Below are 15,244 nucleotides of genomic sequence, written 5' to 3' on the forward strand. Positions count from 1 at the left end.
CTACTGGATCGATCCGTGGCGTCGCGGCCTGAGCGCGTCCTCGTAACGGGGGCGGCCGGCTTCGTCGGCGCGTGGCTGTGCCGGCGGCTTCTCGCGGAGAGATGCGCCGTCGCCGGCCTCGTCCGCTCCCCTCCGGCCGGGAACGGCCTCTTCGCCCGCCTCTGCCTCGCGGACGGAGTCGACCTCTGGATCGCAGAGGAGACCGATCTCTCCGCTCGTATCCGCGCCTTTGCACCGACCGCCGTCGTCAATCTGGCGGGCTGCTCGCAGGTGAGCGTCGCACGGGCCGATCCCGCCGCAGCGTTCCGTGCGAACACGGCCTTCCTCTGGGAACTGCTCGACGCCCTGAGACTCCTCGCGAAGCCGCCCGCCTTCATCCATGCCTCGACGGAAGCGGTCTACGGGACAGGGACGGGCGGCGGTTTCCGGGAGGGCGACCCGACCGCGCCGCTCGGGCCTTACGCCGCCTCGAAGGCGGCCGGCGAGATCGTGGTGCGTAGCTACGCGGCGACCTATGGCCTCCCGACGGTGATCGTGCGCTTCGGCAACATCTATGGGCCGGGCGATCCGAACCACGCGCGCCTGGTTCCGGACCTGACGCGTTCCTTCGCGACCGATCGGCCGGTCCGATTGCGAGACGGCCGCTCGGTGCGCAGCTACCTCCATGTAGACGACGCCGTCGACGCACTCCTTCGCCTCGTGGCGCAGGCCGGACGGCCGGACATACGGGGCGAGGTGTTCAACGTGGCCGGTGAGCGCGCCTACACGAATCTCGACGTGGCTCAGCTCGCCCGTGCGGCGAGCGGGCGCCTTTCGGCAGATATCATCGTCGACGAGGCGCTGGACAGCACCGTGCAATTCGCCTCGACGGAGAAGATCAGGCGAGTCTTGGACTGGCAGCCGCGCATCAGCCTCGCCGATGGCCTGAGCGGGATCGCGCAAGAGGAGGCGACACGGTGAGATCGACGCGCGCATTGGGTGCCTTCAAGGGACGCCGCATCCTCGTCACCGGACATACCGGCTTCAAGGGCGCATGGCTCTGCACCTGGCTCTCGGAGCTCGGAGCCACGGTGATCGGCGTCAGCGACGCAGTGCCGACGGAGCCGAGCCTCTTCATGTTAGCCGGCGTCGGCGCACATCTGCGCGACCGGCGCGCCGACATCCGCGACGGCGAGGCGGTCCGGGCCGTCGTGGCCGAGGAGCGGCCCGATCTGATCTTCCACCTCGCCGCACAGCCGATCGTGCGCCGGGCGCTGGTCGACCCCTACGAGACGGTGACGACCAACGTGATCGGCACGCTGACCGTGCTCGAGGCGGCCCGCTCCGTGCCTGGCGTGCTCGGCGTCGTCGTCGTCACCAGCGACAAGGTCTACCGCGACCGCGCGATCGGGCCGCCCTATGCCGAGGACGACGCCCTCGGCGGCCACGAGCCCTACGGGGCGAGCAAGGCCGCAGCCGAGATCATCACCGAGGTCTACACCCATGCGAGCTTCCACCGCGGCGCGGCCTCGCTGAACGTCCCGCGGGTCCTGGCGGCACGAGCCGGCAACGTGATCGGCGGCGGCGACTGGGCGGCCAACCGCCTCATACCGGACATCGTGCGCGCGATCGCGAACGGCGAGAACGTGACCCTGCGCTACCCGCGATCGGTGCGGCCTTGGCAGCACGTGCTGGAGCCGCTCGGCGGCTACCTGGCGCTCGGCCTCGGCCTTCTCGACGGCTCGCCGCTGCCCCGCTGCATCAATTTCGGGCCGACCGATCGCCGGCCGCTGCCCGTGATCGAGCTCGTCTCGCTCTTCCTCTCCGCCTGGGGGCCGAGCGGGACGCAGGTTTTGGTCGAGGAGGACAGCTCCGGCGTGGAGGCGGCCCTGCTGCAGGTCGATTCCGGCCTCGCGGAGGCGACGATCGGCTGGCGGGCTTTGTGGGACGCGCCCCGTGCCATCACGCAGAGCGCGCGCTGGTACCGCGCCTGGGCGGCCGGCGAAGACATGGAAGCGGCGACCCGGTCGCAGATCGCCGCGTATATGCAGGAATGGGATGCGCGCGGTGTGATGGCCGAGAGCGCGGCGTGAGCAGGTCGTCCCCGTCTCGGATGACGCCGCGGCCGGCGCGTCACGGAACAGGGCCCAACACCGAGACTTGAACGCCGCCGCGGTGACCCCGGCAGTTCGGCGGCGCTCGGACGCGAGGACAGCCATGAGCAAGATCGCCAACCTGCATATCCTGCGCGCCCTGGCGACGATGGTCGTCGTCTTTGCGCATGCGATCCTCCGCACCGACCGGTGGGCCCAATTTCCGACGACCGCCCTGACCGTGGTCGAGAGCTTGGGATGGATGGCCGTGGACACGTTCTTCGTGATCAGCGGATTCATCATGATCTACACGTCCTCCAGCCTCTTCGGAAGTCGTGCGGGCGCGGCAGAGTTCGCCCGCAGGCGATTGATCCGGATCGTGCCGCTGTACTGGTTGGCCACCGCCGTCGAAGTCGCCCTGAGGGCGCGCCATTCCGGGGCCCCGTCTTTGTCGAAACTCGTCCATTCGCTGCTCTTCCTGCCTCAGGTCACGGAGCCGGGTCAGGCGTTGCGGCCGATCGTCGGCGTCGGTTGGACCCTCAACTACGAAGCGCTGTTCTATGTGATGTTCGGTCTGGCGGTGTTCCTGCCCCGGCGGATTGGCATCGGCGGACTGTTCGTCGCCCTGGTCGCCCTGGTCGCAGCAGGCTGGTTCGTGAGGCCGCCGACCGACGTCGCGGTGCCGACCACGGTGGCAGCTTTCCTCACAGATCGGATCATCCTGATGTTCGGCGTCGGCGTCGTCATCGGCTTGATCTACGGCCCGAACGGGCCGCCCATCGCCAACCGGCTGCGGCACCCCTTTGCCGTCGTCCTGGCCCTAACGCTGGCGAGCATCACGATCGTGCTCACCAGCAGTGACGGCCCGCATCCGTCGCTGATCTGGGAAATCCCACTGCGCGTCGCCGTCACCGCGGTGGTGGTAGTCTGCCTGTTCGGCACGCCGAGCACACGCGCCGGGTCTACGCAAACGTTGTCCCTACTGGGGGATGCCTCCTACAGCATCTATCTCTTCCACTTCATCCTCATCGTCGCCGTCGAGAAGATTTGGCTCACGGCGATCGGGGCACACGGGGCGGCAACCTGCGTCTTGGTCCTGGTCGTGGCGGCACATGTCGGCGGCATTGCGATCTACCTCGCCATCGAGAGGCCAGTGACGCGCTATCTCCAAGCCCTGACGAAAACCCGGCGCGCGAGCCGCGGTTCGGCTGTCCCCGTCGCGCCAGAGGCGGCATCCTGATAGCTACGTCGAATATTGAGAGAGCGAAAGTGCATCGTTTTATCCGAACAACGCGCTGGGCTTATATGGAGAAGATGAGATTTACGGCGGTCGAGGCGCAGCTTGTGCTGGCATCATTGTAGGTCCCCAGACCGATCGCCGCGTCTTTGGTCTATGGACATCGGCGCTCGACGACCCGACGGGAAACAGTAGCGAGCACGTTGTCGCGCTCCGCGCTTCTGCCGTCTGTATTGAAAGTAATATCGGCCACTACGCAGAAGTCGACCTCACCGTGGGAGATCGTGGACCGCGACCGAGCCGAATCTTAATGGGTGCCGAGCCTACGAAGGAGGGGGCGCCGGCATATCGGCAGACAAAGCCGTGCGCCATTGGAAGGCAAATAATATTCTTATTCATATACTATTTATACTGGACGAAATTTGGCTCGCGCGGCAAAATTCGGGCATGAATCCAAGAAAATTCTTGAGTATCAAGGTGCTCGGTTTTTGGTTCCAAGATTCGACCTTGAAAATTGATCACAGTCGCGACGTGTCAGCCACTGATTATCATATAGCGCATGTTAATAAGATCACAAAAATTAAAACTATCATTATAATACTAAGTATAATTTGGTTAGTAAGAAATACAAAATAATTTTATAACGAGAAACTTTATATGTGTACTTCAATCGGACAGTCGAACCCCGACCTTAATTAATTCTTTCCTTGGATCCGTCTGCCAAAGCTGCTTATCTGGATTTTTATCAATCTCCGATGCGATCTCACGTCCAAGACCATTGATAATTGAAGTGCATGTTACGATACTATGACTAATGTCCGCTAGATCGAGCCAGTGATCAGCTTTTTCCTGAACAACACGATCTCTCAGTAAGCTATGTATAATATGCTCAAGTGCGCGAACGCGCGACTCAAGAAGTGTCATTCGAAATTCTCCAAAGTCATCATCATCCGTATCTGATAAAAATTTTCTAGTTTCTTCCATAACCCTGGCCTCCATGGAGAAAACCGGCTGTTTGTGAATGTTACAGCCATAATCTATTCTTCCTCCATTTGCTTAAACTTTTTTAACTTATTAAGATATTACCATGTATACATGTTCAATTAGATCTTTATTTTCGATTTTCTAATACATTTTTCATCCGTCTATCTCTGCATCATATGAACAATGAATTCAGTAGTATACTGTTACTCAAATAGGCTTCCGCGCTTCAAAGATTTCGAATCTCGAATTGAGATCTTTCAGGTATTCTGATCTAGCAAATTGCGTACCATATCGAACATAACTCTGTCAATTTTTGCACTTCGGTGATAATTTGGCGAAACGAAAACTTCCCTATAGTGGATGCGCTTATGGAATAAAATCCGATTGTTAGACGTGTTTGTTGCGCTAACACCTGACACGGGCTTGCGCGATCAAGGAGTAACCACCCACCCCTATGTCGCCTGAGTGCATGCGCCGACGGTCGTGAGGCTGATGCTGAAGGGAGTGCCGCCTGTGCGGGGTGCGGTATCAACAACGGTGCGGATGGCGGCCGCTCCCTTGGCGGCCCACATCGCGTGATAGCCGTTGGTTCTTTTTCTCTGGATCACAGCCAGCTGTAGCAACCGCTCGGAGCCGTTGTCGGTTGGCTCGACCTGACTGGGATGGGCGACGAAGGTGAGGAACTGATCGCGAGCCCGGCCGATCCAGGCTCCGGCGCTAGGTCGCCAGGGTCGCGGTGGCCAAATCGCTGATGTGCTCAGCTAGGGCAAACACGAATCGCAGCCAAAGCTGCGGGCTCCAGAGTACGGCATCATCGCTGGCCTCGACGACGTCGGCGATATCGTGAGCGAGATGAGCGAGATGAGCGAGATGAGCGAGATGAGCGAGTGAAGTCTGATGCGTGGCCGCATGGCACTGGTGGGCAGTGTAGGAGTCCGAGCTCAACACTTCGGGTCAGTGGCCGTCCACCATCTCCCGCAATACAACGACGCCCCATGTCGGCGAGGCCGTGTGCAAAACGACTTGCGCCGACTGGAAGACCCGGCGGTAGGCTTTCGAAACTTCGATCTGCAGTCAAGGCAGCACGACCCAAGCATGGTCTCGTTCCGCCGCCATAGCAATGGATCGTCCATCAATTTTTTGATTCGGCGATGCGCTGTCAGCTGAAATTCAATTATTACAAGTGCTATGCGACAATGTTTTTAAGAACCTATCTCATTGTTGGCATGCCCTTACTGCTCAGATTGGGCATATTAATCATGACGCGAACGTAATACGTCCGAATTTTGCGTTAAAAAATCGAAATTACTTATTATATCGCTCTAAAGAACAATCCGCCCGATCTGCTAAGCTCAAAGATGGCTTAGTACAGTGCCAATTCATTGATATGCTTAAAAGACTAATTTGCGATTCATGACTTTTCATTTTCTCCACGAAATATTTTTAAGATCTCAATAGCAATCGACCACGGAACGGTTTGATTGATTTGAACAAATGCTTGCCCGTCTCCCGCATCCGACACACTTAATGCTGAGAGATTCCCCAAAGAATCTGTCTCCTCGGAGTAACTTATACGGCTTAGTTTGCGTTCCATAAGCGTGTATTCTTGTAAGCCAACATCGAGCATTTGCGAAATTACATTGAGCACTTGCGTCCGAGGAATACTCCGACCCGCAAGATAATGTGAAATATTGCCTGGGCTAAAGGCTGGAATTTCTTTTTGTATCGCGCGCGAAAGGTCAGCTGCGCTCAATCCCTTATTACGCATCGCCGCACGAAGTACGGAGGCAAAACTATTATCGAATCCTTCCGACGCGGCTATTACGGGTGCTGGAGTCTCCGCAGGCGAGCGAGCAGGTCGGGTCATCCGCTTACTCATAATTGCCTTCTTGTTGTATGTGACGCGACGCCTCACAAGAGAACATTTAGACTCCGGCGCGGGAACACCATGAGCCTGATTGATAAAGCCATGCAATGCAAAAATTCACCGCTCACGAACAAATTGAACTACATTGCTTGCTTCGCGGCGGGCTCCAGTACCCGCCTTTGTCAAAGACGTCAAGCAAACAGATCGTCACCTGAAGTCGGTCACTCTGCGTCGCGTGGCGAGGAGCCAACCATGCCTAAGACCGCAACTCGGCCACCGGTCACCGTGCCTGATCGGTCCCCACGAGTTGGTCCAAGGGTAGAGTTGGGGTCTGCACTCGATTAGAGCCGTTCCCGCTCATGTAGCCACGGCCAAGTCGTCTTCGTAGCCGGAGGCGGCGATGGAGTTTCGGCATTCTTGTGGCGTGAAGCGGGCGAACGCCTTGCAGATTTCTGCCTGAAGGTCGGGGACGGTGCGGGCCGCCGCGCTGCGCAGCAGGGCCTTGAGCTTGGCCAACGTCTGCTCGATCGGATTGAGGTCCGGGCTGTAGGCGGGCAGGTAGCCGAGCCGTGCGCCGGCGGCCTCGATGGCCTCACGCACGCCGACTACCTTGTGGACGTTTAGCTTGTCGAGGATGACGGTATCGCCCGGCTTCAGCATCGGGACCAGCGTGTCGGTGACATAAGCGCGGAAGCGCGCGCCGTTGGTGGCCCCATCGAACAGGGCGATGGCTGTGGGACCGCTGGTGCGCAAAGCGGCCGTGACGGTGGTAGTTTTGTAGTGCCCGTGCGGTACGGCCATCCGGCAGCGTGCCCCGCGCGGGGCCCGGCCGTAGCGGCGAGCCATCTTCGTGTCGGTTGCGGTCTCGTCGAGGAACACCATGGTGTCGGGATCGAAGTCGGGCTGCGCCTCGAACCAGTCCTGGCGGGCAGCCCTCACGTCCGGTCGTTCCTGCTCAGCTGCGTGGACCGCCCCTTTTTACGGGTGATCCGATGCCGTCGGAAGAACCGCCACAGACTGCTCGTGCTGGCCCCCACCCCATGCGCGGCCAAGCGGTCACGCAGTTCGCGGAGGAAGATCTCCGGCTGATCCTCGTAGGTAGACAGGATCAGGTCGGCATGCGCCTCGATGCGGTGTGAGGCGTGGTCGCCGCCCGACGGCTTGGCCCCGACCTGACCCTTCTGGCGGAACCGTTCCGACCAGCGGCTGGCACTCGACACGCTGACCCCGAAGCGAGCCGCTGCCCGATGGCAGGAGGCACCCTCAGCCACAGCCGCCACCACACGCTCGCGGAGATCAACGGACAACGGTGACGGCATCGGACAGTCCTCCGCCCGTCAACGCATCACCCGCAAAACCGTCGCAAAACGCGCAGGAACGGCTCTAGCTTGCTGTAGGGAGGCTGGATGCCTTGCATCGAGACGGTCACTATCGGCTTCCTTCGATGGCGGTATGTCGATCTCGTCGATATTCGTCGGATGGGAGCACGCCGCCCGATTGGATTGGCGCGTTCTATTCATCGGCCTCGTCTCATCGCCGTTCGATGATAGGGCGTTCCTGTGGCGGCCGATCCCCGGCCTCGATGAGCGGGCGTCGACGGCCCCCGCCCTGGGCTACACACTCAAGAGCTTTTCCTTGGCGAGCGGCAGGCTGCGCACGCGGCTGCCGGTCAGGACGGCGACCGCGTTGACGACGGCGGGGGGCACGCCGGGAAGACCCGGCTCGCCGATGCCTCCCATAGGCGCGCCGCTCTCGATGATCGTCACGTGCACGCGCGGCATCCGGTCTCGGTCGAGGATCGGGTAGGTGTCGTAGTTGCGGGCCTGACGCGTCCCGCCCTCGTAGACGATCTGTTCCAGCAGCGTGGCGGAGAGCCCCAGTGCCGCGGCGCCCTCGACTTGCCGCTTGACGATGGCCGGGTTGACCACGCTGCCCGGATCGATGGCGATCCAGAGATCGTGGACCCGTGCCTCGCCGTCCTTCAGCGAGACTTCCGCGATGGTCGCTGTCTCTGATCCGAACGGCGAGGCCATGGAGACGCCGCGCGCACGCTTGGTCCCGTCCTCGGCCTGGAACGGGCCGCGCTTCCAACCGCCGGAGAGATCCGCCACCGCCTGCAGCAGGGTCTTGTGGCGCAAGCTGTCCTTGAGCAGCGCCATGCGCAGGGCAAAGGGGTCCTTGGCCCCCGCATCAGCCAGTTCGTCGAGGAAGCTCTCGTAGAAGAAGTCGTTCATGGAGTGCCCGACCGAGCGCCAGAAGGCGATCGTGACGGGATGCGCCACCTTCACGTAGTCGAGGCGCCGGTTCGGGATCGCGTAGGGCTTCTTGTCGAGACCCTCGACCACGGAGGAATCGACCGGCGCCTTGAAGATCGAGCCGAACCAGCGGCCGATCGGTCCCTCGCCGACGGCGGTCGTGTGGATCGCCAGAGGCATCCCGTCGGGTCCGAGCGCGGCCCGGAACCGGGCGAAGCCGAGGGGCCGGACCGCATCCATGCCGAACTCCTCCTCGCGCGACCACAGCACCCGCACCGGGCGGCCCGTCGCCTTGGCGAGCAGGATCGCCTGCGGAAACGGATTGGATGAGCCGTAGTAGAAGTGGCGTCCGAAGAACCCGCCGAGCATCGGCGAGTGAATGCGCACCGCGTCGGGCTGGAGCCCGGCGACCTTCGCGGCCACGGACTGGAACAGCTCCGGCATCTGGTTCGGCAGCCAGACGTCGAGGGTCCCGTCCCCATTGAAGCGTGCAATGGACGAGGGTGGCTCCAACTGCGCATGGGCGAGGTAGGGCGCGTCGTATTCCGCCTCGACCACGCGACCTGCCTTGGCGAACGCTCCGGCGACGTCCCCCTCCGCCTCGGCCGACAATCCGGGCTCGCGCGTGGCCTTGAGGGCCGCCAGCATGGCGGCCGACGAGAACGTGCCAGAGACGGTGGCGAGGCCGTCGGCGGCGGGCTTCGCCCAGGTGACGTCGAGGGCCTCGACCGCCTTGCGGGCCCGCCACCAGCTGTCGGCGACCACCGCCACGGCGCCGGGCAGGCGGTGGACGGAGTCGACCCCCGGCATCGCCTTAACCGCCGCCTCGTTGGCCAGGGCCTCCGGTTCGGTCCCGAGATGCGGCGCGTGCCGCACGGCGGCGTGGAGCATGCCTTCGACCTTGAGGTCGATGGCGTAGGTGGCCTTGCCCGTCGACTTGTCGCGCATGTCGAGGCGGGCCATCGGCTTGCCGATGTAGCGGAAGTCCTTGGGGTCCTTGAGCGGCAGGTCCTCGCGCGGCAGCAGGGCGAGAGCGGCCTGGGCCAGTTCGCCGTAGCCGAGACTGCGGTTCGAGGCCTTGTGCACCACCCGGCCGTCATTGGTGGCGAGCGTCTCCTGCTTCACGTCGAGGCGGGCGGCGGCCGCGCGCAGCAGCATCTCCCGGGCCGTAGCGCCGAGGCGGCGCATGACAGCGTAGCTCGAGCGGGTCGAGAAGCTGCCACCGGTCAGACGCAGGCCGTTGACGACGGCGTAATCGGGGCCCGGCGGCGCGCACTCAACCACGAACCGGCTCGGGTCGATGTCGAGTTCCTCGCCGATGGTCTGGGCGAGACCGGTGTTGATGCCCTGGCCACCCTCGACGAAGGGACTCAGGAGCTTGACCGTGCCGTCCGATCGGATTTCGAGGAACGCGGCGACCCGCGTGCCGGGCTTCGGGGCGATGGCCGCAGCACCTTCCGCCTGGGCGAGGGCGGGGTCCACGGGCAGGCCGATGCCGAGGATCAGGGCGCCGCTCGCCGCGCCGAGGAAGCCGCGGCGGGAGAGGTTGCGTACCGGCTCCTGGCTCGCGGCGGACGTTGCGTGGGCGCGACGAAGGGGGGTGAGATCGTTCATGGCGCGTCGCTCCTCAAGCCGCAGCCTGCCGCACGGCGGCGGCGATGGCGTTGTAGGTCCCGCACCGGCACAGGTTCGTCATCGCCTGTCCGATGTCGTCGTCGCTGGGCCTCGGGTTTTGCTGCAGGAGGGCGGTGGCGGCCATGACCTGGCCGGACTGGCAGTAACCGCATTGCGGCACCTGCACGCCGACCCAGGCCTCGACCACCCGCTTGCCGACCGCGTCCTGCCCGATCGCCTCGATCGTCGTGATCTTGGCATCGCCGATGCTCTCGGCCGGGATCTGGCACGAGCGCGTCGCCTGCCCGTCGAGGATCACGGTGCAGGCCCCGCACTGCCCGATGCCGCACCCGTACTTCGTGCCGGTGAGGCCCAGTGTGTCGCGCAGGACGAAGAGCAGGGGGGTGTCGCCCTCGACATCCACGTCGTGCCGCGAGCCGTTGATCGTAAGCGTCTGCATGGTGCGCCTCCTAGGATTTCGCCGTGGCTGGGTAGTCGTCGGCCCGGACAATGACGGGCCGCGGGGCAGGATGCGGAGGCAGCCAGGCGCCGAAGGCCAGCGACGCGGCGTTGCCCAGGCCCATCGCCGCCAAACCGAGCCCGAGGGCGAGGAAGAGGCCTTCCGTCCCCCAGCCCAGGCGAAGCGCGAGGATGCCGCCGCCGAGAGAAACGAGGACGCGAAGGATGCCGGCGGCAAGAGGCCAGCCGACGCGGCCGGCGCCCTGCGCGGCAAAGTACAGGGCCAGCCCGAAGCCGAAGAAGCCGTAGAAGGGGCCGACGATGCGCAGGTACGCCTCCCCCGTCGCCAGCATCGCGGCATCGTCGCCGAACAGGCGCAGCCACGCATCCGGTGCCAGGGCTGCGGCGATGCCCAGCACCTCCGTGACGCATCCCGAGATGATCGCCCCGATCCAGGCCGCGCGTCGCGCGCGATCGACGTCGCCGGCACCCGCCGCCGTGCCGACCATGGCTGAAAGCGGAGCGCCGAAGCCGAACACGATCGGGACCAGGAGATATTCGAGGCGCACGCCGGTGCCGTAGCCGGCGACCGCTCCCGGTCCCTGCAATCCGACGAGACCGGTCGCCGTCGCGATCGTGACATTGGTTGTAACGGTGACCAGCGCCGAGACCACGCCGACCTTGAGGATTGCGCCGAGCGCTGCACCGGACAGCACCGATGGGCGCAGGGGCGGCCGAAGCACGCCGCGCCCCGACCAGAGGTAGAGTGCGAAGATCGCCACCCCAACCGCGTAATAGGCCAGCACCGCGACGCCGCCGCCGACGATCCCGAGGTTCGGGATCGGCCCCCAGCCGAAGATCAGGGCCGGCGATAGCGGGACGAGCGCGACCGCTCCCCCGCACGTCACAGTGGCCGGCAAGCTCATGTTGCCGGTCCCCCGGATCACAGCGGCCAGCGCATTGAACAGCCAAACCAGCAACGCGCCCGAGAACACGATTGCGGAATAGGTCGTTGCGGCATCGAGGGAACCACCCGTGCCGCCCATCGCCCGGAACAGGGCCGGTCCGAACGCCAGCGCCGACGCCGTGGTGAGGACGCCGAGGGCCACCGCGATGGCCACCGCATGCCATACCAAGCGGTTCGCTTCGTCCTGGCGACCGCCGCCAAGCGCGCGCGAGATCGCCGAGAGCATCCCGCCGCCGACAGCACCGGCGGAGACCATCTGCACGAACATCAGGATCGGGAAGACCAGGGCCATGCCAGCGAGCGCGTCGGTGCCGAGCTCGGCCACGAAATAGGTCTCGATCAGGCCGACCGAGGCCTGCACCACCGACATCAGCACGTTCGGGGCGGCCAGGCGCAGCAGCGTCGGCAGGACCGGGTCGTGCAGCAGGGCTCGTGTACGCGCGTCCATCGTGTGACCTCGACGGCGATGGGGGCCGGCCACGCGGCAATGCCGCGATGGCATGGCACCGGCACCGGGCTCATATGGATGCATATACAAGCTTACGGAACTTGCATATGCACTTTCTTGGCGAGACGGGTCAATCCGGCCGCCGAGGGTCCGTCGAGTATTTGCAGCGCTCGTTCGGGGCGGCCCGTGTACCCCGCTGCGCGATCGCGATAGGACGCGGCCATGACCAACGACCCGAGCACCTGCAGCAACGCCGTCCTGCGACAGGCCATGCGCCGGATCGGCCAGCTCTACGACGACGCCCTCGCGCCGAGCGGGCTGCGCGCCACGCAGCATGGGTTGCTCGCGACGGTTCGGAAGATGGGCTCGCCGACGATGCGGGAACTCGCCGAACGGGCGGTCATGGACCTGTCCGGCCTCAGTCACACACTGAAGCCGCTGACGCGGGACGGTTATCTTCGACTCGCGCCCGATCCGCGGGATCGTCGCGCCCGACGCATCACGTTGACCGAGAAGGGAGAGGCCAAGCTCGGCGAGACGGCGCAGCTGTGGCGCGGAGCCCAGGATCGTTTCGAAGCGGTCTTCGGCATGGAGCGAGCCGTCGCACTCAAATCCGAGTTGCGAATCCTGACATCGCCGGAATTCCAGGACGCATTCAATGCTGCCGGGGCGGAGATGGGGACCGGCACTCGGTGAGCAAGTGGATCCGTGGCCGTCTGGGATGACGGTGCGGCGGCGATCATCCGCCTCGCTTCCCGGGCGGGATCCAGATTCCCGTCGCTGAACCGCTTCAAAGCTTGGACCCACCGTCGACCCGCACGGTATCCCCGGTAACCCAACGCGCCGCGTCCGAGGCGAGGAACGCGAACACCCCGCCCACGTCGTCGGTCTGGCCGATGCGGTGCAGGGCCTGTATTCTGAAGATGTATGCCTGTCCTTCCTCGGTCCTGGCGAAGTGCGACATGTCGGTGTCGATGATGCCCGGTGCGACTGCGTTGACACGGATGCCGCGCCCGCCGAGCGCGGCGGCGAGGTGTTTCACCAAGGTGTCGATGGCGCCCCTCGTGGCCGCGTAGGCCGCGAGGTTCGGCACGACGGTGTTCGCGACGACGGAGCTCGTAAAGACGATGCTGCAGCCGCTGCCAAGGAGGTGGGCGTCCCCGCTAAATTTGGATCGTTCCCTCACCCGGGGCGGAGGCGCTGGAATGTTCCGGCAACGCCTGACGTGAGGGCGAGGCGCGCGGCGGGCGCGTGCAGTCCGGGTGGTCGATCTGGGAATGGCCAAGCATCTTCGTCGAGGCGAAGCACCGCGCGGTCTATGCGCCGCCGGGCGACGCGGCCTGGATCGATGTCACGCCCGCGCCGGACGGCGAGACGAGGCGGGTGTTTCTGCCGGACGACACGACGACGTACGACTTCGACGCTGAGACAGTGGGGCGCGAGCCACCGCATGCCGCTGGTGACCGCTCCGCTCGTGGGTCAGCTGTTTTCGCGCTGGCCGCTCCGGAGAACCGGATCCGGGCGGCGATCCCGGGTATCGGCGAGGTCAGCGTGCCGGTACGCGTCGCGGTGGAGCTACAGTGCCTCTCGGATGCGAAGGCGTTGGTCATCCGTAAGATCGGGCTGAAGTGCATGCACCAACACCAGCCATGCTTCTGGGGAAGCGACGAGAAGTTCAAGCGGTGCTGCGGACGGTGATCCGACTCAGGCCGAAGCTTGTTCAGATACCCCCCCCCTTATGGTCTTTTGCCACAAAGAATTTCTTCAGCGCACCCCGCTTGGCATAGCGGAGTAGCCCAATCGTTCCGACGATCTTGCCGTCGAGTGTCGCTACCCAAAAGCCTCCCCGGTCATACGATGCCTTGATATCGAGGAGGTCGGGTTGCTCGTCTACCGTGAGCGTCAAGCCGGCTTCGCCGTTCTGGATTGACAAGACGAGATCAGCCACCTCGCCGTCTCGGCCTCCAAAATACCGTTCGATCGCATAGCGCATATTGATCACTTGTATTTTTACTCGCCAAAGCGTAAAAACAAGAAATTCATTTACTGAATATTTATTTCTATGATAAGCTGACGTCGCCGATAAGAGGGAGCCGTTCGATGGCAATGAAGCATCCATGCGCAGCAATAGCAGCGTGCGCGCTTTTTCTGCTCCCGGCTGCCGCTGGAGGTGTCGATGACGACGGTTCTCCAATCTTCGGTGTCAAGCTCCCTCCCGGGTACCGCGACTGGCGTTTGATCAGCATGGCTCACGAAGCTGGCAGCCTCAACGACATCCGCGCCGTGCTCGGCAACGACATCGCCGTCCAGTCCTACCGGGACGGGACGCGTCCCTTTCCGGACGGCGCAGTGATCGCGCGTCTTGCCTACAAGTACGTGCCGTCGGAGGAAAACAACGCGATCTTTGGTCAAGCCCAGTCCTTCGTCCCGGGCGCGCCTACGAACGCCCAGTTCAGTGTCAAGGACGCGCAGCGGTACGCCGACACGGGCGGTTGGGGGTTCGGCCAGTTCGAGGACGGCAAGCCCAACCGAAGCGCGGCACTGATGGAAACTTGCTACCCTTGCCACGCCCGGGCGCCGACAAAGGATGACTTCGTCTTCACGCATTACACGCCCTGAGCGGGCGCAGGCTGGATGACGCCGCTTGGTCGGGCCGCCTTTGGACCCCGAGATCAGGCTATTGAGGCGATGTTGGACACTGGCTCCAAATGGAGGCGCGATGGACCGGTTCGACGCCATGGCCACGCTACTTGCCGTTGTCGAGGAGGGCAGCCTCTCGGCCGGCGCGCGCCGGCTGCGCTTGCCGCTAACGACGGTCAGTCGCCGAGTTGCAGACCTTGAGCAGCATCTGCGCACGCGCCTGCTGACACGCACGAGCCGTGGCATCGATCTCACTGAAGCCGGGCAGGCCTACATTGCAGCCGCTCGGCGCATCCTCGAGCAGGTGCAAGAGGCCGAGCGTGCCGCCGCAGGCGAGTACAGCGCGCCACGGGGCGATCTGGCTGTCACCGCGCCCGCGGTCTTCGGTCGGCGCCACATGACGCCGATCGTCACCGCATTCCTTGCGGCTCAGCCGGAGATCGCGGTCCGGCTGCTCCTGGCCGATCGCAACATGAACCTCGTCGAGGACCACATCGACGTCGCGCTACGTATCGGCCCGCTTGATGATAGCGCGCTCGTGGCGACCCGGGTCGGCTCTGTCCGCCGCGTCGTCTGCGCCGCGCCCGAGTACCTCGCGCGGCGTGGGACGCCGCACGAGCCGGATGACCTCGCCGGCCACGACCTCGTCACCTTCGAGGGCTTTCCCGCGAAACCAGACTGGCGCTTTCGGCACGGCGCCG

General features: G+C 63.9%; 15 protein-coding genes and 1 pseudogene. 7 read left to right on the plus strand and 9 right to left on the minus strand.

Annotated features, from left to right (window positions below; genetic code table 11):
- The 3 genes from COGEMETH_RS15740 to COGEMETH_RS15750 all read left to right on the plus strand — a co-directional run.
- A partial coding sequence (locus COGEMETH_RS15740; protein WP_238183550.1) for an NAD-dependent epimerase/dehydratase family protein occupies window positions 1–960 on the plus strand: 960 nt, incomplete at its 5' end.
- Window positions 957–2,072: a CDP-glucose 4,6-dehydratase gene (rfbG, locus tag COGEMETH_RS15745; RefSeq protein WP_238183551.1), complete on the plus strand. Its 1,116-nt coding sequence runs from the start codon at window positions 957–959 to the stop codon at window positions 2,070–2,072. The genes COGEMETH_RS15740 and rfbG, both read left to right, overlap by 4 nt.
- A 124-nt stretch (window positions 2,073–2,196) precedes the next feature.
- Complete coding sequence (locus tag COGEMETH_RS15750) at window positions 2,197–3,312, plus strand: acyltransferase family protein (protein WP_238183552.1); 1,116 nt, start codon at window positions 2,197–2,199, stop codon at window positions 3,310–3,312.
- 663 nt (window positions 3,313–3,975) lie between these two features.
- Here the strand turns inward: COGEMETH_RS15750 and COGEMETH_RS15755 are convergent.
- The 7 genes and pseudogenes from COGEMETH_RS15755 to COGEMETH_RS15785 form a co-directional block, all read right to left on the minus strand.
- On the minus strand, window positions 3,976–4,308 hold the full coding sequence (locus COGEMETH_RS15755; RefSeq protein WP_238183553.1) for a hypothetical protein: 333 nt from the start codon (window positions 4,306–4,308) through the stop codon (window positions 3,976–3,978).
- A 437-nt stretch (window positions 4,309–4,745) separates the two neighbouring features.
- Window positions 4,746–5,247: pseudogene (locus COGEMETH_RS25945) on the minus strand (IS66 family transposase); the annotation flags it as partial.
- 457 nt (window positions 5,248–5,704) lie between these two features.
- Complete coding sequence (locus tag COGEMETH_RS15765) at window positions 5,705–6,172, minus strand: helix-turn-helix domain-containing protein (RefSeq protein WP_238183554.1); 468 nt, start codon at window positions 6,170–6,172, stop codon at window positions 5,705–5,707.
- Window positions 6,173–6,517: 345 nt separating this feature from the next.
- A protein-coding gene (locus tag COGEMETH_RS15770) for an IS630 family transposase (RefSeq protein ID WP_238183555.1) occupies window positions 6,518–7,479 on the minus strand; the annotation gives its coding sequence in 2 pieces (ribosomal slippage) (window positions 6,518–7,131 and window positions 7,131–7,479; 963 coding nt in all).
- 294 nt (window positions 7,480–7,773) lie between these two features.
- Window positions 7,774–10,029 (minus strand): xanthine dehydrogenase family protein molybdopterin-binding subunit, encoded by a 2,256-nt coding sequence (locus COGEMETH_RS15775; RefSeq protein ID WP_238183556.1) that lies wholly within the window; start codon window positions 10,027–10,029, stop codon window positions 7,774–7,776.
- Window positions 10,030–10,042: 13 nt separating this feature from the next.
- Window positions 10,043–10,489 (minus strand): (2Fe-2S)-binding protein, encoded by a 447-nt coding sequence (locus COGEMETH_RS15780; protein ID WP_238183557.1) that lies wholly within the window; start codon window positions 10,487–10,489, stop codon window positions 10,043–10,045.
- A 10-nt stretch (window positions 10,490–10,499) separates the two neighbouring features.
- Window positions 10,500–11,903: an MATE family efflux transporter gene (locus COGEMETH_RS15785; RefSeq protein WP_238183558.1), complete on the minus strand. Its 1,404-nt coding sequence runs from the start codon at window positions 11,901–11,903 to the stop codon at window positions 10,500–10,502.
- Window positions 11,904–12,125: 222 nt separating this feature from the next.
- On the opposite strand from COGEMETH_RS15785, the gene COGEMETH_RS15790 reads away from it, so the two are divergent.
- Window positions 12,126–12,599, plus strand: a complete 474-nt coding sequence (locus tag COGEMETH_RS15790) for a MarR family winged helix-turn-helix transcriptional regulator (protein ID WP_238183559.1) — start codon at window positions 12,126–12,128, stop codon at window positions 12,597–12,599.
- 94 nt (window positions 12,600–12,693) lie between these two features.
- On the opposite strand, the gene COGEMETH_RS15795 is transcribed toward COGEMETH_RS15790, so the two are convergent.
- Window positions 12,694–13,089 carry an SDR family oxidoreductase gene (locus COGEMETH_RS15795; protein ID WP_283215000.1) on the minus strand — a complete coding sequence of 132 codons (396 nt, stop codon included), beginning with the start codon at window positions 13,087–13,089 and terminating at the stop codon, window positions 12,694–12,696.
- A 65-nt stretch (window positions 13,090–13,154) separates the two neighbouring features.
- Here COGEMETH_RS15795 and COGEMETH_RS15800 point away from each other — a divergent pair, with 65 nt between their 5' ends.
- A complete protein-coding gene (locus tag COGEMETH_RS15800) occupies window positions 13,155–13,601 on the plus strand; it encodes a hypothetical protein (protein WP_238183561.1) in 447 nt (148 codons plus the stop codon).
- Between the two features lie 22 nt (window positions 13,602–13,623).
- Here the strand turns inward: COGEMETH_RS15800 and COGEMETH_RS15805 are convergent, their stop codons facing one another.
- The gene (locus tag COGEMETH_RS15805; RefSeq protein WP_238183562.1) at window positions 13,624–14,097 is read right to left on the minus strand and encodes a GNAT family N-acetyltransferase; all 474 of its coding nucleotides are present in this window, start codon (window positions 14,095–14,097) and stop codon (window positions 13,624–13,626) included.
- Between COGEMETH_RS15805 and COGEMETH_RS15810 the strand changes: the two genes are divergently transcribed.
- On the plus strand, window positions 14,097–14,522 hold the full coding sequence (locus tag COGEMETH_RS15810; protein ID WP_283215001.1) for a cytochrome P460 family protein: 426 nt from the start codon (window positions 14,097–14,099) through the stop codon (window positions 14,520–14,522). The two genes, COGEMETH_RS15805 and COGEMETH_RS15810, sit on opposite strands and share 1 nt — an antisense overlap.
- A 100-nt stretch (window positions 14,523–14,622) precedes the next feature.
- Window positions 14,623–15,244, plus strand: a 622-nt coding sequence (locus COGEMETH_RS15815) for a LysR family transcriptional regulator (protein WP_238183564.1), incomplete at its 3' end; no start/stop codon positions are given.

The organism is Methylobacterium trifolii (assembly GCF_022179685.1).
Classification (GTDB): Bacteria; Pseudomonadota; Alphaproteobacteria; order Rhizobiales; family Beijerinckiaceae; genus Methylobacterium; species Methylobacterium trifolii.

What these genes read in the sequence shown, in the direction of transcription:
- COGEMETH_RS15750 (WP_238183552.1), top strand. Translation starts at nt 2,197, where the DNA reads ATGAGCAAGATCGCCAACCTGCATATCCTGCGCGCCCTGGCGACGATG.
- COGEMETH_RS15755 (WP_238183553.1), bottom strand. Translation starts at nt 4,308, where the DNA reads ATGGAGGCCAGGGTTATGGAAGAAACTAGAAAATTTTTATCAGATACG.
- COGEMETH_RS15765 (WP_238183554.1), bottom strand. Translation starts at nt 6,172, where the DNA reads ATGAGTAAGCGGATGACCCGACCTGCTCGCTCGCCTGCGGAGACTCCA.
- COGEMETH_RS15775 (WP_238183556.1), bottom strand. Translation starts at nt 10,029, where the DNA reads ATGAACGATCTCACCCCCCTTCGTCGCGCCCACGCAACGTCCGCCGCG.
- COGEMETH_RS15780 (WP_238183557.1), bottom strand. Translation starts at nt 10,489, where the DNA reads ATGCAGACGCTTACGATCAACGGCTCGCGGCACGACGTGGATGTCGAG.
- COGEMETH_RS15785 (WP_238183558.1), bottom strand. Translation starts at nt 11,903, where the DNA reads ATGGACGCGCGTACACGAGCCCTGCTGCACGACCCGGTCCTGCCGACG.
- COGEMETH_RS15790 (WP_238183559.1), top strand. Translation starts at nt 12,126, where the DNA reads ATGACCAACGACCCGAGCACCTGCAGCAACGCCGTCCTGCGACAGGCC.